The sequence below is a fragment of the Allorhizobium sp. GW101-3B10 genome, from assembly GCF_059424725.1.
Genome location: NZ_JBWKZR010000001.1, coordinates 3213294 through 3231911 on the forward strand (window position 1 = coordinate 3213294; position 18618 = coordinate 3231911).

Sequence of the window (18618 nt, forward strand, 5' to 3'; positions counted from 1 at the left end):
CTTGTCCGCCTTCGCGATGGTCGCATTGCCCGCCCCAATACTTCCTGTGTATCTGAAGTTGGTAAACAATCCCCTCAACCTCCAAGTCCGGCGATATGGACCGGGAAGCCAAAACCCTCGTCGAACGCGCTGTTTTCCGGTTCAGACAGCGGGGCAGCGGCGGAAGGCGCCCGCATCGTCGCCGGCGAAACGCGGTGTTGCGGGCTGGCCGGCATCGGCGCCCCCGACCGCCGCGCGAAATGGAATTCCCGGACCGTGCGACCGAGCTCGACGATGACCGTGTGAAGATCGTCCGACCCGTCGGACGACCGGCGGGCAAAATCGGCGCTTTCGGCAACTTCGCCGCCGAGGCCCGAGACGATGCCCGCCACCGAGGCGAGTTCCCTCGCCTGGCTGTCGGTCGCCTGGACGATGTCAGAAACCGTCTCGCTGATGCCGCCGACCTGGACGACGATGTCGCCGATCGCCTTCTGGGTGCGTCCGACGATGTCAACGCCGGTGTCGACCTGCGACTTGGTGGTGGCGACGAGCGCCTTGATCTCGCGGGCGGCCTCGGCCGACCGCTGGGCCAACGCCCGCACTTCCTGGGCGACGACGGCAAAACCGCGACCGCTGTCGCCGGCGCGGGCGGCCTCGATGCCGGCATTGAGCGCCAGGAGATTGGTCTGGAAGGCGATCTCGTCGATCGAACCGATGATCTGGCCGATCTGTTCGGCCGATGCCTCGATGTCGGACATGGCGGTGATCGCCTGGCCCGCGACCGTTCCGCTCGCCTCGACCGCCTTCTGCGTCACCGAAACCCGTTCCTCGGCCCGGCGCGTCTTTGCCGCGCTGTCGCGCACGCCGCCGGTCAGGGCTTCGAGCGAACGGGAGGCATCGTCGAGGCGGGTGGACTGGCTCTCCGCGCGGCCGGCATAGTCGTTGGCCGCGCCGGCAATAGCCTGCGTTCCGGTCAGGGCCGTCTTCAGCTTTTCTTCCGTGTCGAGCAATGCCGACTGCATCTGCTCGATCGCCGTGTTGAGCGAGGCGGCAAGCTCGCCATGGTGTTCGGGCACATCGGCGGCGACCCGGGCGGTGAGGTCACGGCCGGCAAGCGCGCGGAAGACCGGGCCGAAGATCTCCTCGACCTCCAGGCGGTCGCGCTCGCGCTGGGCGGCGAGATCGCGGTGGTGCTTGACGCGCAATTCGTTGAATCGCAGCGATACGGCGATCTCGACATCCACCATGACCAGCCGGACAATGGCGCCGACAAGATCGGCGATTTCGCGCTGGCGCTTGCGGTTGCCGGGCAGCAGGCCACGGCCGGCGAGATCGCCCATCACAGCCTGCAGCAGATGCTCCATGACCACCGCATGGCCGGCGATATGCCAGCGCGGATCGAGACCCATGCGGCTTTCGGTGTCGGAGAGGACCTTGACGCGTTCGGCGTAGAGCGCATCGAAGCGCGCATCGGTCAGCACGTCCCAATGGGAGGCCAGCAGGTCGTGCAGGCGATCGAACTGCCGCTCGCTGGCAAAATTGCGCGCCGCGTCGGGAAGGGTCTGCAGGCGCTGGAAGAGATCGCGGATGCCGGTCTTGAGGTTCGGCTCGAGAAGGTGGCGGTAACGGCGCAGCAGATCGCAATCCGCTTCGCCAAGGCCGGCAAAGCGCAGCCGGTCGCGCAGGCTACCCGCCTGTGCGCTTGCCGCCCGATCTGCCGGCGAAACCTGCCCCACTGCCAATCCCCGCACACGGCCCCTTCGTCTTCGAAGGCGGCCAGTTAAACTTCCCCAGGCATGTCGACGAGATTGCGGAAATGAAGCGTGCCGAAGGCGGCGAGACAACCAGATCCGCTTTCACCGAAGATTGTTCCAGGAACCACTTCAATGAATGCTTCATACCGGATCGAAACCGGTACGACGGTACGGCGTCATGCCCGACGGAAACCTGCATTGCGCAGGCCCCACTCCGACGTATGCTTTATTCTGTATGGCTAATTTCTTGCGCGAAGGTTAATAAATCTTCAACAACTGGCACAAACCCCGGAAACGCAAGGGAAAACCGCGCCGATCGGGGTTGCAGGCACGGATTGCTGCGCGCCTGAGTGTAGTTGGTCCTCACTGCGCTCCCTGAAGGCCGGAGAACAGCGGCAATCGCACGATAAAACGCGCGCCGCCACCGGGTGCGTCGCCGACCGCGATGTCGCCCCCTTGTGCTTCGACCAGGCTGCGCACCACCGCGAGGCCCAGCCCGGCGCCGCCCGTCTTGCGGGCCCGCGAGGCCTCCAGCCGGACGAAGGGTTCGAACAGCAGTTCGCGGTCCGCCGCAGGAATGCCGGACCCGTCGTCATCGACCGTCAGCACGATCCATCGGCCCTCGACGTCGAGCGCGACATGGGCGGCGCGGCCGTATTTGATGGCATTGCCGACGAGGTTGGAGACGATGCGCCGCAGGGCCAGCCGATCTCCGATCAGCATGGCCGAAGCCGCCGCCGGCCGGATCGCGAGCGTACGGTCCTCGACCGGAATGTCGCTTTCGAAGATCTCGCCCTCGACGATCGGGGCGATCTCCAGCAATTCCTCGTCGAGCGATCCGACCCCTGCCCGGCCGGCGAGCAACGCATTGTCGAGCAACTGGATCATGTCGCCGATGTCGGCGATGGCGCGGTCGCGCTCGGCCTCGTCGGGGATCTGTTCGGCCCGCAGCCGCAGCCGCGTGGCAAAGGTGCGCACGTCGTGCTGGATGCCGCCGATCAGCGCCAGCCGCGCGGCGATCATCGCATGGAGCCGCGCCTGCAGCCGCGCGAAGGCCTGGACCAGGGTGCGCGTCTCGGGTGCGCTGAAGCGGACATCCGGCACCGGTACGGGCCCTGCTGCCGGATCCATCTGGTCGACGGCGGCCGCCAGCCGTCGCAAGGGCCGCAGTTCGCGATGCAGGACCAGCACGGCGATCAGCGCGAAGAGCGAACCGAGCAGGCCGGCGCCCATGCCGACAGGCAGGCCGAACCAGGCGACGAGAAAGGGCGTGCGGGTTTCGAGAATGAGCACGGTGGCGCCCTCGAGCGCCACGGCGAATTCGATCGGATTGTCGTCGCCCCCGAACAGGCGCGGCATGCGCGACCGCTCGCCGTTCCGCGCCAGCATGGTCACGGCCAGCAGGTTCTCGCCCAGGGCCTTGCGATAGGGTTCGAAGCGCACGTCCGACATCACGTCGACATCGATACCGGCCTTGGACTCCGCCAGGTCGTCCTCCAGCCTCAGTTCGAGAATCGCCGAGTTGAAAGCCTGGATCAACCTCGGGCGTTGTGCGGGTTCGGTCCGCCGGACGATGTCGACGATCGCCGCGACCTGTTCCGGCGCCGGCAGGGCGGCGGCGCTGCGCAGGCCGTTCGCCAGGTAGACGGACGACAGGAACAGGACCCAGATCGCCAGCAGTGAAGTGGCGAGGATGGCGACGAGCCGAGCGGAGAGGCTGAACCTCGCCATCATGGCACCTGCCGGACCATCGCGGTCAGCAGGTAACCGTTGTTGCGCACCGTGGTGATCAGCCCGGTGCCGGGGCTCGCCGCGTCCAGCTTCTTGCGAAGCCGCGAGACGAGGATGTCGACCGTCCTGTCGAAGGGGTCGGACAGGCGCCCGTGGGTCCAGTCGAGAATCTGGTCGCGCGACAAAACCCGGCGCGGGCGCGTGACGAAGCAGGCGAGCAGGTCGAACTCGCTGCTGGTGAGTGGAACCGGCGCGCCGTCGTCCAGGGTCAAAAGGCGCGCGTCGAGATCGACGAGGAAACGATCGAAGGCGAAGCGTCGGGTGGCCGCGGCGCGCGGCTTCTGTCCGGCGCGGCGCAGCAGGGCGCGGGTGCGCGCGAGCAGTTCCCGCGTGCCGAAGGGCTTGACGAGATAGTCGTCCGCGCCGAGTTCGAGACCGACCACCCGGTCGGTTTCTTCCCCCTTGGCGGTCAGCATGAGGATCGGCGTGTCCTGGTCGGCGCGGATACGGCGGCAGAGGCTCAGCCCATCTTCGCCCGGCAGCATGAGGTCGAGGACGAACAGGTCGACCGGCGTCCGGCGCAGCACGACGTCGAGCTCCGCCCCGTCCTCCGCCAGCTCGACGCGATAGCCTTCGCGGCGCAGTAGATCGGCCACGAGCCGGCGAATATCGGCGTCGTCGTCGACAATCAGGATGGTCTGCGGCTGGCTGATCGGGTGGCTCGTCATGGGGCCAGAATGCGGGGAAGGCCGTTCCCGATCAAGAGGTTCGAGACCGTTGATACAAATTGCAACATGGCGGCTGCGCTTCGCTACGAACGGACACCTGAACGAAAACCGGACGGTACATTCGAGCGTCAGTATCGGATTGTCATCACTTGCCGAGGCTCTTCGGCGCACAAGACGAGGATCGCACCATGATCAGGCAGTTTGCCACGAGACCGAAGGAAGCAAATCGCACCGGCTCCCTCACCCGCGATCCGTTCCCCCATTCCCGCCAGGTCCACCGCATAGACACGCGGCCGAACGGCGGGGCACCCTATCGTGAAGGCGCAGTCCGCTGGTGACCCCCACCCGCCTTCATGATGCCCGGCGGCGGGGCGCTCTCTCCACTGAACCCGCCGCCGGGTCCGCCTCATCCGAACCCACCCACGAACAGAAGGAACCGACCCATGCCGAAATCCCTGACCCGCCGCCTGCCCGCCCTTGCGCTTGGTGCCATCCTCACCGTTTGCGCCCTGCCCGCCCATGCGCAGACCCAGCCCACGCCCGAAATGCGCGCCAAGGCCTACAAGGTGATCCGCGTGTGCAAGGCCGACATCCAGCAGTTCTGCAAGGGCATCGAATATGGCGGCGGCCGCGTCGCCCAGTGCCTGCAGCAGCACGAGGCCTCGGTCAAGCCGGATTGCCGCACGGCGCTCAGCGAGGCGATGACCAACTGATCCCGCAGTCCGGGGGCCCACCGGAGGCGCTTCGGAACAAAGGCTTGCGCCGCCCGTTTCCCCGCCAACCAGGGAGATGGAACATTGGCGGCGCGAGCGATCTGGAGAGGCGATCTCGTCATCGGCGAACTCACGTGTCCGGTGGCGCTCTTTTCGGCCGTCACGGCGCAGGAGCGCGTCTCATTCCACATCATTAACCGCGACACCGGCCACCGGGTCCGCCGCGAATATTTCGATGCCGACACCGACCAGGGCGTCGACAATGACGATCTGGTCAAGGGCTATGAAACGAGCGAAGGCCAGGCGATCATTCTGACGCCGGACGAGATCCGCGACGCAGTGCCGGACAGCGACAAGACGCTGGAGATGGCGAGCTTCATCGCCTGTGACGCCATCGACACCGTCTTTCTCGAGCGCCCCTATTATCTGGCGCCCGGCAGCAGGCAGGCGCTGGAAGTCTATGATCTGGTGCGCGAGGCGATGGCGGCGAAGGGCGTCGCGGCGCTGGTGCAGACCGTTCTCTTCCGCCGCGTCCGTTCCCTGTTGATCCGCCCGTATGGCAAGGGCATGATCGCCACCACGCTCAACTTCGACTATGAAGTGCGCCCCGCCAAGGAGACCTTCGGCGGGATCTCGGCGGTCAAGATCGAGGGCGAGATGCTCGATCTTGCGCAGCATATCATCGAGACCAAGCAGGGCGAATTCGACCCGGCCGAGTTCGAGGACCGCTACGAGGAGGCGGTGATCGAACTGGTGAAGGCCAAGATCGCCGGCCGCAAGCCGAAGCGCCTGCCGAAGCGCAAGGCGTCCAACGTCACCGACCTGATGGAGGCGCTGCGCAAGAGCGCGGGCGTCAGCGGCAAAGACGAGGGCAAGCGCAAGGCCCCGGCCAAGCGCGCCAGCACCGCAGGAGCGAAGGCCAAGAGCGCCCCCAAGCGAAAGGCCGGCTGATCCATGTCGCTCGATCTCTACCGCCGCAAGCGCGATTTCCAGGCAACGCCGGAGCCGAAGGGCAAGGCGTCGCGCGCCCGGGGAGACAGCTTCGTCATCCAGAAACATGCCGCCCGCCGCCTGCACTACGATTTCCGGCTGGAGATGGACGGGGTGTTGAAGAGCTGGGCGGTGACCCGCGGCCCGAGCCTCGTGCCCGGCGAGAAGCGGCTTGCCGTTCATGTCGAGGATCATCCGCTCGACTATGGCGACTTCGAGGGCACCATCCCCAAGGGCCATTACGGTGCGGGAAGCGTGATCGTCTGGGATCGCGGCCGGTGGACGCCGATCGGGGATGTGAAGAAGGCCTATCGCAAGGGACACCTGGAATTCGAGCTGGAGGGCGAGAAGCTCTCCGGCCGCTGGCATCTGGTGCGCATGGCCAGCCGGCAAGACGAAAGCCGCGAGAACTGGCTGCTGATCAAGGGCGAGGACGAGGCGGCGCGCGGCGAGGACGATCCCGACATTCTCGAGGAGCGGCCGGAATCGGTGAAGACCGGCTTGCAGATCGAGGAGATCGGCGAGGATGCGCCGGCGAAAGCCAAACGCTCCGCCCGCAAGCCGGCAGCGGCAAAGCGCGCGACCGTCGAACAGACTGACACCCCGTCGTCCCAGGATGTCGCCGCCGGCCAGATCAAGGGCGCCGTTTCCGCCGAAAAGCCGGATTTCGTCGAGCCGGCGCTGGCGACCGCCGTCAAGACCGTACCGAAGGGCAAGCGCTGGCTGCACGAGATCAAGCTGGACGGTTACCGCATGCAGGCGCATCTGGCGAAGGGCAAGGTGACGCTGCTGACCCGCACCGGGCTCGACTGGACCGAGCGCTTCGGCAAGGCGATCGGCGTGGCCCTTGCCGCCCTGCCCGCAAGCGAGGCGATCATTGATGGCGAGGTGGTGGTCGAGAACGGCGCGGGCACCAGCGACTTTTCCCTGCTGCAGGCAGACCTGAGCGATGGCCGGACCGAGCGCTTCGTCTTCTACGGCTTCGACCTCCTCTATCTCGACGGTTTCGATCTGCGCCCGGCAGCGCTCAGTGCGCGCAAGGCGGCGCTCAAGGGCCTGATGGAAAAGGCCGATCCTCCGCTGAGATTCAGCGATCATTTCGACGAAAGCGGCGACCTGGTGTTGAAGCATGCGTGCCGGCTGAGCCTGGAGGGCATCGTCTCCAAGGTCGCCGACGCCCCCTATCGCTCCGGGCGCGGCCGCGACTGGGTGAAGTCGAAGTGTTCGGCGCGGCAGGAAGTGGTGATCGGCGGCTACGTGCCCTCCACCGTCTCCAGGGGAGCGATCGGCTCGCTGGTCATGGGAACCCATGACGAAGGCAAGCTCGTCCATATCGGCCGCGTCGGCACCGGCTATACCGAAGACGTGGCGCGCCGGCTGATGTGCACGCTCGAGCCGTTGCGCCAGGAGAAGAGCCCGTTTTCCGGCAAACTCACCGGACTTCAGAAGAAGGATGTCGTCTTCGTTCGCCCGGAGACGGTGGCCGAGATCGAATTCCGTGGCTGGACGGCGGATGCCCATCTGAGGCACGCTTCGTTCCGCGGCCTGCGCGAGGACAAGGCCGCGCAGGACGTGGTGCGGGAGAGCGAGATGAAGACCACGCCGGCCGAGCCGAAGCGGACCGTGAACCTGACGCATCCGGACCGGGTCTACTGGCCGGATGCCGGGGTGACCAAGGCAGGGCTTGCCGACTATTACGTCGAAGTCTGGCCGAGAATGGCGCCCTTCGTCGTCAACCGACCGCTGGCGCTGCTGCGGTGCCCGGAAGGCGTCGGCGGTAGCTGCTTCTTCCAGAAACATGCCTGGCGCGGCATGCGCAAGGATATCCTGGTCGCGCCCGACCCGACACAGCCGGGCGAGGAACCCAATGTCGTCATCCGCGATCTGGACGGCCTGCTCGGCCTGGTACAGGGCGGCGTGCTCGAAATCCATCCCTGGGGTGCGACGCTCGACGCGCTGGAAAAGCCGGACATGGTCAATATCGATCTCGACCCGGGTCCGGGCGTGAGCTGGGAACGGGTGATCGCCGCAGCCTTCGAGGTCAGGGAGCGGTTCGAGGCCATGGGCCTTGCCGCCTTCGTCAAGACCTCCGGCGGCAAGGGCCTGCATGTCGTGGCGCCTGTGAAGCCGAAGACCGAATGGCCCGAGGTGAAGGCGGCCATGAAGGCGCTGGCCGACGGCATGGCGAAGGACAGCCCGTCGGACTATGTCTCGACCGTCAGCAAGGCGAAGCGCAAGGGCAAGATCCTCATCGACTATCTGCGCAACGGTCGTGGCGCCACGGCTGTTGCACCCTATTCACCGCGCGCCCGCGACGGTGCGCCCGTTTCGATGCCGCTGTCCTGGGAGGAACTCGGTCCCGAGATCGGACCGGCGCATTTCACCATCGGCAATGCGATCGCGCGGCTTTCCGGGCTCGCGCAGGATCCCTGGGCCGATTTCCGTGCGGCCGAGGCGGTCCTGCCGCCGGCGACGGCGGCGAAGCGAAAGTCCCGCTAGCGCTTGCCCGACGGGTTCTTCTCCGAAGCAAGGCTCTTGCGCAGCGCCGTCATGATGTCGATCACGTTGTCGCTGCGGGGCGGCTCGGACTTTTTCGGCGGCGCTTTCGCCTTGGTCGACTTCTTGCGGGCCTTGATGATCGCGTGCAGCCGGTCCTCGACCGGATCCTCGACCAGGCTTGGCGACCATTTTTCGATCCGCTCGTCGATCAGCTTCTTCATCATCGTCAGGGCGCGGGCCGAGGGTTCCTCCTTGCCGGCGTCGCCGAAGAACTCCTCGCCGCCGCGTACCTCGTCGCCGTAGCGCAGCGTCCAGGCGAGCATGCCGCGGTCGCGCGGCAGGAGCAGCACGGCATGTTCGCGCCGGTAGAGCACGACGCGGGAAATGCCGGCGGTCTCGCTCTTCGCCATCGCTTCGCGGATGACTGCAAAGGCCTCTTCGCTCACCTTGTCGGCCGGGGCGAGATAATGCGGCGAGTCGTACCAGATCCAGTCGATCGACGAAGCCGGGACGAAACGTTCGATGTCGATGGTCCGGGTACTCTCCAGCGCGACCTCGTCCAGTTCCTCGTCGTCGAACAGGACGTAATCGTCCTCGCCCCGGGGATAGCCCCGCATCTGGTCCTCGTCGTCCACGGGCTTGCCCGTGACCGCATCGACATAGCGGCTGACGACGCGGTTGCCGGTCTGGCTGTTGATGTTGTGGAATCGAAGCTTGGAACTTTCGGTGACGGCCGGCGTCATGGAGACGCGGCAGGTGACGAGCGACAGCTTCAGATAGCCCTTCCAGAACACGCGCTGCGCCATCAATGCCATCTCCCTTGCCTGCCGGCTGCACAAATTCTCATCCGCTTCGCCGGTCAACGCCCCATGAACCAAGGGGTTCCGTGCAGTGCAATAATTTCGTCGGTTGCGGCCGGAACCGTTTGCCGGTGCACCGCGTTCGACACATGGCGATGAGGGAGACCAGATCATGGACGACTACGACACCGAGTGGATAGCAAGACGAGCCTACACGCTTTGGGAAGAGGAAGGCCGGCCCGACGGCCGCCATGACCATCATTGGCAGCAGGCGGTCGAGGCCTATGAAACGCTCCGGGCGAGTGCCAACGCCACGACGTCGAACGCACAGCGCCGCATCAGGAAAGCACGCGAGACCACGCCGAGCAGCACGCCCGATACAGCCGCCGCTGCCCAGACGCCGTCGTCGCGCGGCGCTCGCAAGGGATAGCCGCCATGGGAACGATCAACATCGCCTCAACCCTTCCCGGTTCGCAGCTCATCCGGCGGCTGAGGGACACCATCCGACCCGTCGAAGCAGAAGCGCTCCCCTCGGCAACTGTGCGGCCGCGCCTCAAGGTTCTGGCGGTCGCCTCGGAAATCTATCCACTGGTGAAGACCGGCGGCCTGGCGGACGTAACCGGCGCATTGCCCAAGGCTCTGTCCGCCTTCCGCATCGATACCCACAGCCTCGTCCCCGGCTATCCGGCACTGCTGGCCATGGCCCGCCGCTGCCCGCCGCTGATGGAGTTCGACAACCTGCTCGGCGAACGGGCGACGCTGCGCCACGTCGAGATGCATGGTCTCAGCCTGTTCGTGCTCGACGCGCCCCAGCTCTACGACCGCGACGGCGGCCCCTATGTCGATCAGCATGGAACGGACCACGGCGACAACTGGAAGCGCTTCGCCGTGCTTTCGCTGGCCGCGGCTGAGATCGCCGCCGGCGTCCTGCCCGGCTGGAAGCCGGATCTCGTCCACACCCACGACTGGCAGACGGCGCTGACCTCGGTCTACATGCGCACGATGGGCTGCGTCGTCCCGGTCGTGCTGACCATCCACAACCTGGCCTTCCAGGGGCAGTTCTCGGCCGACCTGCTCGGCGCCATCGGCTTGCCGCCCAGCACCTACGGCGTCGACTGCATGGAATATTTCGGCGACATCAGCTACCTCAAGGGCGGCCTGATGACCGCCGACCACATCACCGTGGTAAGCCCCACCTATGCGCGGGAAATCCTCACCCCGACCTTCGGCATGGGACTGCACGGCGTGCTGCGCAAGCGCATCGACCGGCTGCAGGGCATTGTCAACGGCATCGACCAGGATGTGTGGAACCCGGCCGCGGACGCCTACCTGCCCGTGCCGTATGATGCCAAGACGCTCCGCAACAAGAAGAAGAACACGCCCGCGCTGCTCGAGCGCTTCGGGCTGGAGCCGGGCGACGGCCCGCTCTTTTCCGCCGTCAGCCGCATGACCTGGCAGAAGGGCATGGACATGCTGGCGGAGGTGGCAGACGAGATCTTCCATGCCGACGGCCGGCTGATCGTGCTTGGCCAGGGCGACCACGAGATCGAGGCGGCCCTTCGTCGGACCGCGGAGCGCTATCCCAGGCGCATGGCCGTATCGATCGGCTATGACGAAGAGACGGCGCATCTGATCCATGGCGGCTCCGACGCCATCATCCAGCCGTCGCGCTTCGAGCCCTGCGGCCTGACTCAGCTCTACGCGCTTCGCTACGGCTGCGTGCCGGTGGTGTCGCGCACGGGTGGCCTGTCGGAAACGATCATCGATGCCAATGATGCCGCTATCTCCGCCCGGGTTGCGACCGGCTTCCAGTTCCACCCGGTGACGGCCGAGGGGCTGCGCCACGCCATCCGCCGGGCCTGCAACGCCCACCGGAATCCGAAGCATTGGTCCCGGCTGCAATTGCGTGCGATGCGCGCCGACTATTCCTGGGACCGCAGCGCGGGCGCCTATGCGGCCGTCTACGAGCGTCTGGTCGCAATGCCGGAAGGCGCGGTCAACTGACCGACGGATCAAGCTCCGAGGAAAAAAGGGCCCGGCTGAATGCCGGGCCTTTTTCTATGATGGATATTCGTCGTACGATTGCGGTCAGTTGGTGGTCGTGCCGTTACCCTTGACCTGGCTTTCGCCACCGGTGCCGGTATCGGGAGTCGGGTCGCGATCGGTCGTCGTTGCCGGAGCGCTCTCCGTCGTCGCCGGCGCGGAATCGCGCTGGTTCGACGTTTGATCTTCGCCGCACGCCGTCAGGACGCCCGCCAGCAGCACGAGAAACAGGGCCTTCTTCATCTCCACATCTCCTTGGTTGGAATGTCTGCGTCGCTGGCATCGCGGATCGCGATGCTGCGCTCGAGCGCGACCAGATCCTCGCCGTCGGCGGGCACCGGATCTCCGGCAATCGCCTCAAGCACTCGGCCTTCAGCGCGCCGTGGCGGATGGCCCAGCGCAGCGTCTCGCGCGTCTGCCGCTCGGCTTCCAGCTGGGCATAGAGCGCGATGATCAGCCGATCGCGGGGATCGGGATGCCGCCGCCAGCGCGGCGGCCGGACGGTTTGGGTCACGGTGTTGTCTCCTGGATGGAATTTTGTCTGTCCTGGAGTAGAAACTTTTCCGCCGCTTCATTGTTCCCTTAGGCGGGTGTAGGACCCACAATGACGGCAATATCCAAAAGGAGCGAGAGATGACCGATCTTCCAAGGCAGGAAATCGAAGGCAAGCTGAACGCCCACCGGGAGATTCTCGTTTCCCTGCTGGCTGCAGTGATGATGGGACCGGACACGGTCGCCGGTATCGTGCAGAACTTGGAACAGGATGTGTTCCCGACCGACGGAGCGGAGGATCCCGGCCTCACCCCGTCTGCAGGCTATGCCTCGGGCGCGGAGAAATCCGATGAGATTCGCGCCATCCTGGCCGCGGCGCGAGAACGGGCCACGGCGATCAAGCGCCTTCGCGGCGAGAACGCTGGCGGTTCGTCTTCCTGACCGCTCATTCGTGGCCGGAATGATCGGTGGGATCGTAGTTCAGATCCCAGTCCTTGGGCGGATTCTTCTTTCCCGGCGGCCATTTGTTGACGGTCGCATCCTCGGAACTGGTGATGACGGTCGGCTTGGCGCTCGCTACACCGTTGTTGTCGCCGCCGTGCTGGGTGCCGACAAATTGCGGCGCCGCATCCTTGCGGATGTCGCCGGCCGCATCATAGGCATAGGGTTTCTTTCGCATGGGAACCTCGCATCGATCCGCAGATCGCATCCTGTTTTGACGGGTGCGCCTGCACCGGCGCATGAGGTCAAACACGCAAGCGATGGCAAAGGTTCCGGGTAGAGGCGGGTCCCCGTGACGCCCTATGCGTGGTCGCCGTGGGCGAGCGGGTTCTCGATGGCGGAGAGCGGGGCGGTCAGCGACCAGCGCAGGCCGCTTTCGTCGAAATCGATAACCACCTTGCCGCCGAAGGCCGCGGCAGCGTGGCGCTCGATCACGGTGGAGCCAAAACCCTGGCGCGACGGTTTCACCACCGCGGGGCCGCCGGTTTCCAGCCAGCACAGGACGAGTTCCTTGGAACCGTCTTCGCCGGCGCCGACGTCCCATTCGATCAGCACGCGTCCCTCCGGCACGGACAGGGCGCCGTATTTCACCGAATTCGTGGCCAGCTCATAGAAGACCATACCGAGGTTCTGCACGGCATTGGCATTGGCCAGCAGATCCTCGCCGCGCGTCTCGATCCGGCCCATGGAACCCGTCACCGCAGACAGCTGCAACTCGATCACGGTCGACAGCGGGATACCGCCCCATTGCTGTCGGGCGAGCCCTTCGATCGACTGCGCCAGGCCCGCCAACCGGCCGCCGACGGCCCTCTGCAACTCGTCGACGCTGTCGGTGCCGCGCGCCAGCTGGCGCAGCATCGCCTGCACGAGGGAGAGAATGTTCTTGGTCCGGTGGACCAGTTCCTGGAGGATGAAATGCACGCGCTCTTCCGCCTCGGCGCGATCGAAGGAGGCGTTGGACAGCGCGATCGCCACCTGATTGGCCTCGGTCACCTTGGTCATTTCCGGCGAGACGATCTCGCCGCGGCCGATGCGTTCCGCCATGCGGGCGATCTGGCGGATCGACCGGCGCAGCTGGTGGGCCGCGAGCAACACGATGCCGAGGCTGAGAGCGAGCAGGGTGACGCTGCCGTAAAAGAGGCTCTTCCAGGTGCTGGCGAGCGAGGCCTGCGCGCTCGACACCGGACCCCAAAGGGCCACGCGCCACGGCCATTCCGCAACCCGCGCATAGCCCATCATCACCCGTTCGCCGTCGATCGTGGTGGCGACGGCGTTGTTGGAGCCGGTGATCAGCCGGGTCAGATCCGCGGGAAAGGCGCCTCCGGAGGGAATATTGTCCGGCCCGTTCGAGACGATGACCTTGTCCTCGGCATCGATCACCGCGGCCGACCAGCCGGGAGGCAGGATGTCGGTCGACGTCATGCTGACCATATCGCCGGCGTTCTGGGTCAGCACCAGCGCCGCCCCGGGGGGGCTCGGCCCGGGTGACGCGAGGGGCATGATCAGATTGAACACCCATTGCTGGCCGGTCGTGCCGAAGAAGACGCCTGACGCTTCGATCTTGCCGGAAGCGAGCGCCGCCTTGAGCGTGGGGAAATTCGACATGGGCTTGAGCGGCGCGCCGTAGGGCACGCGGGTATTGAGCAGCTGGTTGCCCTCGGCATCGACCAGCAGCACGTAGAGCGAGCCGGCGCCGAGGCTCGAGGCGGTGCGCTGGTGGAAGGCGCCGAGGTTTCCCGAGGTCAGTTCTGCCGCGCCCGACAGGAGACGCAGCGTCGTCGACATGTCCTCGAGCTTGCGCTCGAAATTGCGGCTGATGGTCTGCGCATCCTGGGCCGCTTCGTGGCGAAGGGCCTCATATTCGCTGCGTTCCAGTTCGGACAGAAGAAAGATCACGAAGGCGAGCAGGGGCAAAGTCGCGAGGATGGCCATCGCGACGAGATAAGCCCCGATCGATGCCGTTGGGAACAGGCGCACCAGCCTACCCATGCGTGCGCCAGATCCTTGCCCGGTATCCCGTTGCGGGCCGGCCTTCGTCACGCGCCATCGTCCGCCCTCCCACTCGCAAGACTTCTATCTCATTGAGTAATATAGCAGGTTTCGGACGATGCCAACCGACCACCGCGGCTGCGACAATAATATCCTGCCGCTCTCGCCCTCTCACGGACAATCGGCGCGCGCAGCTACGCCCGAAAGGCCTGCCGCAAGAAAGGCGGATCGGACAGTGCGCCGTGGCCTTTACCGGCCATGCTTCTCTTCCCCGTTGCGCAAGATCCGCGGGAGGACGATACGTGGCGGCCGCCGCTTTCGAACCAAAAACCTCGGCCGCGCCGGCGAACCAAACGGCGCCTCGCGCGTTAGGGCGCATACGCCACCCAAGGAGGACACCATGGTATTCAAGCCGCAACGCTTTCACGACGAAAAGCCGGTCGTGGAACTCGAGCACCAAAACGAAGAACCGCTGGAGACTGCGGTCGCCGGACAGCTGGCGATATCGCAAGGCATGGACGCGTCCCGCCTGACGGTGACCGCATCGGGTTCCACCATCTTTCTGTCCGGCACTATGACGGACGAGGCGGAAATCGACCGCGCGCTCGAAATCGTGCTGGCCGTGCCCGGGGTCGAAAAGGTCACCCACGATCTCCAGGTCGGCTGAAGGCGAACGCGCCCTGTCGTCGAACGACCCAAACGAATTGACTCCAGCCATCCGCGCGGATGACTGGGGTGCGTTTTTGAGTGGTCGCCACCTGCGTGGCATTGCCTTTAGCGAGCCTCGGTCACACCCGGGACCTGGCGGGGCAGACAATAGATCGAAACCTCTCCAATTCTCTGCATGCGCCCGTTGAGACCCTGCTCGCGCAGGATCATGGCGCGCCGCTTTCCGACGCTCTGCATATGGCGGTGCGCCGCCTCGACGGCCAGTCGATAGCTTGGATAGGCCGGGGACTGGCCTCCATCCGAGAGAAATACCCATCCGTTCGCGTGTGGAACAACATCGCAGTAGATTCCAGCCATGACAAACTCCTCCTCATCGCTACAAACGACGGGAAAGGCGCATGGTTCCCGCAGCCGGGAGTTTTTTACGCCTTGGCCTTAGAAGTCGCCTTGCGGCCGCAACCGCCAACAGGATTTCGGCGCTCACCGCAACAGGGCGGCCCGCAGCCGCGGCGCGGCGAAATCGAGGAAGGCCCTGAGCTTCAGCGGGATCAGCCCCTGCGACAGGTATACGAGGTGAACGGGGGTGGCCGGCTGTTCGAAGGCCTCGAGCAGGGGCACGAGCAGGCCGCTCTCCACCGCATGCCGGGCCTGATAGGACATGACCCGCGTGATGCCGAGGCCCGCGACGGCCGCATCCACCGCCGCCTCAGCCGTATTGACGGACAATCGCGGCCGCACCGGCACGGAGAATTCCTGCTTGTCTTCCTCGAAGGTCCAGGACTGGGCCGACAGGATGCCCTCGAAGGCGATGCAGTCGTGGGTGGCAAGGTCGCGCGGATGCAGCGGCGCCGGATGGCGCGCCAGGTAGTCGGGGCTCGCATACACGGTGCGGCGGATCGAACCGACCCGGCTGGCGATCAGATTGCCTTCCGACAGCGGGCTGATCCGCAGCGCCACGTCGATATGCTCGTCGGCGAGGCTGACATTCCTGTCGCTCATCGTCAGCCGCATGTTGATGTCCGGGAAGGACTTGAGGAATTCGGTAATCACCGGCAACACATGCAGCCGACCAAAGACGATCGGGGCCGTCATGGTCAGGTCACCCTTCGGCGCCAGATATTCGCCGGCAGCCCGCCGCTCGGCCTCCTCGACCCGGCCGAGGATCTCACGGGCCGCGCCGACATAGCCTTCGCCGGCCTCGGTCAGCAGGATCCTGCGGCTGGTGCGGGTGACGAGGCGAACGCCGAGATGCGCTTCGAGTTCGGAAATCTTGCGGCTGACGGTCGGCAGCGGCGAATGCAGGGCACGCGAGGCGGCCGACAGGCTGCCGCCTTCGACAACTGCCAGAAGAACCCGCATGGCATCAAGCCGATCCATCGTCCATTCCGATAATCGAGAGGATAACTTCCGAAACCGCTATCTACTACAGGAAACTGGAACCCGCTAGTCCTTGGCACGTCTTGAAACCGCGCCTGCAACGCCCAGCCAAGGAAACCGTCATGAAACTCTATCACTATCCGCTCTCGGGCCATGCCCACCGCGCCGTGCTCTTTCTATCGCTGCTCGGCGTGAAGGCTGACCTCGTCGAGGTCGACCTGCCGAACGGCGAACACAAGTCGCCGGACTACCTGAAGCTCAACTCGTTCGGCCAGGTTCCGGTTCTCGAAGACGAGGGCGTGGTGGTCAACGATTCCAATGCCATCCTCGTCTATGTGGCCACCAAGCTCGGTCGCAAGGACTGGCTGGGCGACGATCTCGCGACGGTCGCGAAGGTGCAGAAATGGCTGTCGGTGGCGGCCGGCGAGATCGCCTATGGTCCGGCGGCGGCGCGTCTGATCACTCTCTTCGGGGCGAATTTCCGCGCGGACGAAGTCATTGCGCGCGCTCACCGCATTCTCACGCTGATCGAGGCGGAGCTGACCGCCCACCGCTTCATTGCCGGCGACCGGCCGACGATCGCCGATGTCGCCCTCTACAGCTATATCGTCAACGCGCCGGAAGGCAATGTGGACCTCGGGTCCTATGGCGCGGTGCGCCACTGGCTGGCGCGGATCGAGGCTCTTCCTGGCTTCGTCGGCTTCCCCAAGACGCCCGTCGGCCTTTCGGCCTAGGGGCAATCTGCGGCCGGGATTCCCCGGCCGCCTTTCCCACAGGAGGCGACCATGGTTGATGACATCGAAAGACCGGCTTCGCCCTGGCATCAGGGCGAACTGGAGCTGCAGCGCGCGGTCGGCGTTGCCCTGCAGATGGAACCGATCGGCCGCAAGGTGCTGCGTCCCTTCCTGCTTGACCAGCACCGCGAGTTCTATCCTCTGCTGCCCTTCATCGTCATCGGCGCCATCGATCCGGAGGGCGCGCCCTGGGCGACGATCCGCGCAGGCGCGCCGGGCTTCCTCCAGTCGCCCGATCCCCTGACGCTCGCCGTCGAGGCCCGGCGCGAGCCGGCGGATCCAGCCGAACGCGGCATGGAGGACGGCGATGCGGTCGGCCTCGTCGGCGTCGATCTCGTCACCCGCCGGCGCAACCGGCTGAACGGCACGATCAGCCGGAGTTCGGACGATCGCTTCGCCGTCAGTGTCGGCCAGAGCTTCGGCAACTGCCCGCGCTACATCCAGAACCGCCACGTCAGCTGGGTCCGCGATCCCGCGGCTCCGTCCCCGGCGACCGCGGTCCTGTCGGATCGGCTGGACGACGGCGCCCGCCGGATCATCGCGGCCGCCGATACCTTCTTCGTCGCCTCCTATGCGGATCGCGACGATGCCGGGCGGCAGGTCGACGTCTCGCATCGCGGCGGCAAGCCGGGTTTCGTCCGCATCGCACCCGACGGGAGCCTCACCGTGCCGGACTTCGACGGCAACCGGTTCTTCAACACGCTCGGCAATTTCATGGTCAATCCGCGGGCCGGGCTGCTGTTCGTCGATCACGAGACGGGCGGGATGCTGCAGGTGACGGGTAAGGTCGAGGTCATTCTCGATTCGCCGGAGATTGCGGCCTTCGAAGGGGCGGAGCGGCTTTGGAAGGTGATGCCGGAAAAGATCGTCTGGCGCCCGGATGCGCTGCCGCTCCGCTGGACGTTCGCCCAGGGCGGTTTTTCCCCGAGCAGCCTGGCGACCGGCAGCTGGCCCGAGGCCGAACGCAGGCTTCGCGGGGCTTCCAAGGCGTAGAGGCGGCGGCAGCATGAGGTCGAGCGGGCTATCGACGGTTCCAGCGAGCGGTTCCGCGCGGTTGCACGCCCAACGAGAAATTGGCTGGCCGACCATGCGCGGCTGCCACATGCTCAGGGCCAGGGATAGTCGGCGATGGCCACGCCGCCAGTCTTCAGCCGCTGCACGATCTGGCGCCGATAGGCGACCACGTCGCTCACGGGGATGGCCTTGCGCCGCGTCACCTCGGCTTCGGTGAACGGTTCGATGCGCGACGGGTCACCCCATTCGTCGATGACGTAGTTGAGGACCGCGGCGATCTCGGCATCGTTCAGGCCGGTCGCCACGACGCCCGGCACGTGTGTGATGTAGGTCCGCCCCTCATCGTCCCCGGCAAAGGCGTCGATATAGCCGGGCAGCGCCGGAATGCCGGCGCGCGGCAGGCCCGTGCCGTCCCGGTCGTGGCAACCGGAACAGCGCAGGAGATAGTTGAACTTGGCGGAATGGCCGTCGGCCACCGCGGGAACGACCGATGCCGAGAGGCAGCAGGCGAGGATCAGGCTTTTCCAGAACATCGGGCGGCGCAT

General features: G+C 65.9%; 20 protein-coding genes and 1 pseudogene. 10 read left to right on the forward strand and 11 right to left on the reverse strand.

The window, feature by feature from the left end; genetic code table 11:
- Positions 1–74: 74 nt before the first annotated feature.
- The 3 genes from AC07Y0_RS16015 to AC07Y0_RS16025 all read right to left on the reverse strand — a co-directional run bounded on the left by AC07Y0_RS16015 (position 75) and on the right by AC07Y0_RS16025 (position 4192).
- Positions 75–1715: a globin-coupled sensor protein gene (locus AC07Y0_RS16015; protein WP_498678727.1), complete on the reverse strand. Its 1641-nt coding sequence runs from the start codon at positions 1713–1715 to the stop codon at positions 75–77.
- Positions 1716–2096: 381 nt separating this feature from the next.
- Positions 2097–3467 carry a sensor histidine kinase gene (locus AC07Y0_RS16020; protein ID WP_498678728.1) on the reverse strand — a complete coding sequence of 457 codons (1371 nt, stop codon included), beginning with the start codon at positions 3465–3467 and terminating at the stop codon, positions 2097–2099.
- Positions 3464–4192 carry a response regulator gene (locus AC07Y0_RS16025; RefSeq protein ID WP_498678729.1) on the reverse strand — a complete coding sequence of 243 codons (729 nt, stop codon included), beginning with the start codon at positions 4190–4192 and terminating at the stop codon, positions 3464–3466. The genes AC07Y0_RS16020 and AC07Y0_RS16025 overlap by 4 nt, the downstream gene beginning before the upstream one ends.
- A gap of 188 nt (positions 4193–4380) precedes the next feature.
- On the opposite strand from AC07Y0_RS16025, the gene AC07Y0_RS16030 reads away from it, so the two are divergent.
- From AC07Y0_RS16030 to ligD, 4 genes are all read left to right on the forward strand, one after another.
- Positions 4381–4530 (forward strand): hypothetical protein, encoded by a 150-nt coding sequence (locus AC07Y0_RS16030; protein ID WP_498678730.1) that lies wholly within the window; start codon positions 4381–4383, stop codon positions 4528–4530.
- Positions 4531–4635: 105 nt separating this feature from the next.
- The gene (locus tag AC07Y0_RS16035; protein WP_498678731.1) at positions 4636–4905 is read left to right on the forward strand and encodes a cysteine rich repeat-containing protein; all 270 of its coding nucleotides are present in this window, start codon (positions 4636–4638) and stop codon (positions 4903–4905) included.
- Positions 4906–4989: 84 nt separating this feature from the next.
- Positions 4990–5856 (forward strand): non-homologous end joining protein Ku, encoded by an 867-nt coding sequence (gene ku / locus AC07Y0_RS16040; RefSeq protein WP_498678732.1) that lies wholly within the window; start codon positions 4990–4992, stop codon positions 5854–5856.
- 3 nt (positions 5857–5859) lie between these two features.
- Complete coding sequence (gene ligD, locus AC07Y0_RS16045; protein WP_498678733.1) at positions 5860–8394, forward strand: DNA ligase D; 2535 nt, start codon at positions 5860–5862, stop codon at positions 8392–8394.
- Here the strand turns inward: ligD and ku (AC07Y0_RS16050) are convergent.
- Positions 8391–9200 carry a non-homologous end joining protein Ku gene (ku, locus tag AC07Y0_RS16050; protein ID WP_498678734.1) on the reverse strand — a complete coding sequence of 270 codons (810 nt, stop codon included), beginning with the start codon at positions 9198–9200 and terminating at the stop codon, positions 8391–8393. The genes ligD and ku (AC07Y0_RS16050) overlap by 4 nt on opposite strands.
- A 166-nt stretch (positions 9201–9366) precedes the next feature.
- Here ku (AC07Y0_RS16050) and AC07Y0_RS16055 point away from each other — a divergent pair, with 166 nt between their 5' ends.
- On the forward strand, positions 9367–9624 hold the full coding sequence (locus AC07Y0_RS16055) for a DUF2934 domain-containing protein (protein ID WP_498678735.1): 258 nt from the start codon (positions 9367–9369) through the stop codon (positions 9622–9624).
- A gap of 5 nt (positions 9625–9629) precedes the next feature.
- Entirely contained in the window at positions 9630–11198 is a 1569-nt protein-coding gene (gene glgA / locus AC07Y0_RS16060) for a glycogen synthase GlgA (protein ID WP_498678736.1), read from the forward strand.
- An 84-nt stretch (positions 11199–11282) separates the two neighbouring features.
- Here glgA and AC07Y0_RS16065 read toward each other — a convergent pair whose 3' ends face one another.
- Positions 11283–11480: a hypothetical protein gene (locus AC07Y0_RS16065; RefSeq protein ID WP_498678737.1), complete on the reverse strand. Its 198-nt coding sequence runs from the start codon at positions 11478–11480 to the stop codon at positions 11283–11285.
- Positions 11477–11751: pseudogene (locus AC07Y0_RS16070) on the reverse strand (hypothetical protein). Before AC07Y0_RS16070 ends, AC07Y0_RS16065 begins: the two are co-directional and overlap by 4 nt.
- Positions 11752–11870: 119 nt before the next feature.
- On the opposite strand from AC07Y0_RS16070, the gene AC07Y0_RS16075 reads away from it, so the two are divergent.
- The gene (locus AC07Y0_RS16075) at positions 11871–12170 is read left to right on the forward strand and encodes a hypothetical protein (RefSeq protein WP_498678738.1); all 300 of its coding nucleotides are present in this window, start codon (positions 11871–11873) and stop codon (positions 12168–12170) included.
- A 4-nt stretch (positions 12171–12174) separates the two neighbouring features.
- On the opposite strand, the gene AC07Y0_RS16080 is transcribed toward AC07Y0_RS16075, so the two are convergent.
- Together AC07Y0_RS16080 and AC07Y0_RS16085 are read right to left on the reverse strand one after the other, a co-directional pair.
- On the reverse strand, positions 12175–12408 hold the full coding sequence (locus AC07Y0_RS16080) for a hypothetical protein (RefSeq protein WP_498678739.1): 234 nt from the start codon (positions 12406–12408) through the stop codon (positions 12175–12177).
- Positions 12409–12530: 122 nt separating this feature from the next.
- On the reverse strand, positions 12531–14219 hold the full coding sequence (locus AC07Y0_RS16085) for a sensor histidine kinase (protein ID WP_498678740.1): 1689 nt from the start codon (positions 14217–14219) through the stop codon (positions 12531–12533).
- Between the two features lie 400 nt (positions 14220–14619).
- On the opposite strand from AC07Y0_RS16085, the gene AC07Y0_RS16090 reads away from it, so the two are divergent.
- Positions 14620–14886, forward strand: coding sequence for a BON domain-containing protein (locus AC07Y0_RS16090; protein WP_498678741.1), 267 nt, complete (start codon positions 14620–14622; stop codon positions 14884–14886).
- A 107-nt stretch (positions 14887–14993) separates the two neighbouring features.
- On the opposite strand, the gene AC07Y0_RS16095 is transcribed toward AC07Y0_RS16090, so the two are convergent.
- On the reverse strand, positions 14994–15245 hold the full coding sequence (locus AC07Y0_RS16095) for a hypothetical protein (RefSeq protein ID WP_498678742.1): 252 nt from the start codon (positions 15243–15245) through the stop codon (positions 14994–14996).
- Positions 15246–15368: 123 nt separating this feature from the next.
- Complete coding sequence (locus tag AC07Y0_RS16100) at positions 15369–16265, reverse strand: LysR family transcriptional regulator (protein ID WP_498678743.1); 897 nt, start codon at positions 16263–16265, stop codon at positions 15369–15371.
- A gap of 122 nt (positions 16266–16387) precedes the next feature.
- On the opposite strand from AC07Y0_RS16100, the gene AC07Y0_RS16105 reads away from it, so the two are divergent.
- Both AC07Y0_RS16105 and AC07Y0_RS16110 read left to right on the forward strand, forming a co-directional pair.
- On the forward strand, positions 16388–16999 hold the full coding sequence (locus AC07Y0_RS16105; protein WP_498678744.1) for a glutathione S-transferase family protein: 612 nt from the start codon (positions 16388–16390) through the stop codon (positions 16997–16999).
- 51 nt (positions 17000–17050) lie between these two features.
- Positions 17051–18052: a flavin-nucleotide-binding protein gene (locus AC07Y0_RS16110; RefSeq protein ID WP_498678745.1), complete on the forward strand. Its 1002-nt coding sequence runs from the start codon at positions 17051–17053 to the stop codon at positions 18050–18052.
- Between the two features lie 113 nt (positions 18053–18165).
- Here the strand turns inward: AC07Y0_RS16110 and AC07Y0_RS16115 are convergent, their stop codons facing one another.
- Positions 18166–18618: a c-type cytochrome gene (locus AC07Y0_RS16115; protein WP_498678746.1), complete on the reverse strand. Its 453-nt coding sequence runs from the start codon at positions 18616–18618 to the stop codon at positions 18166–18168.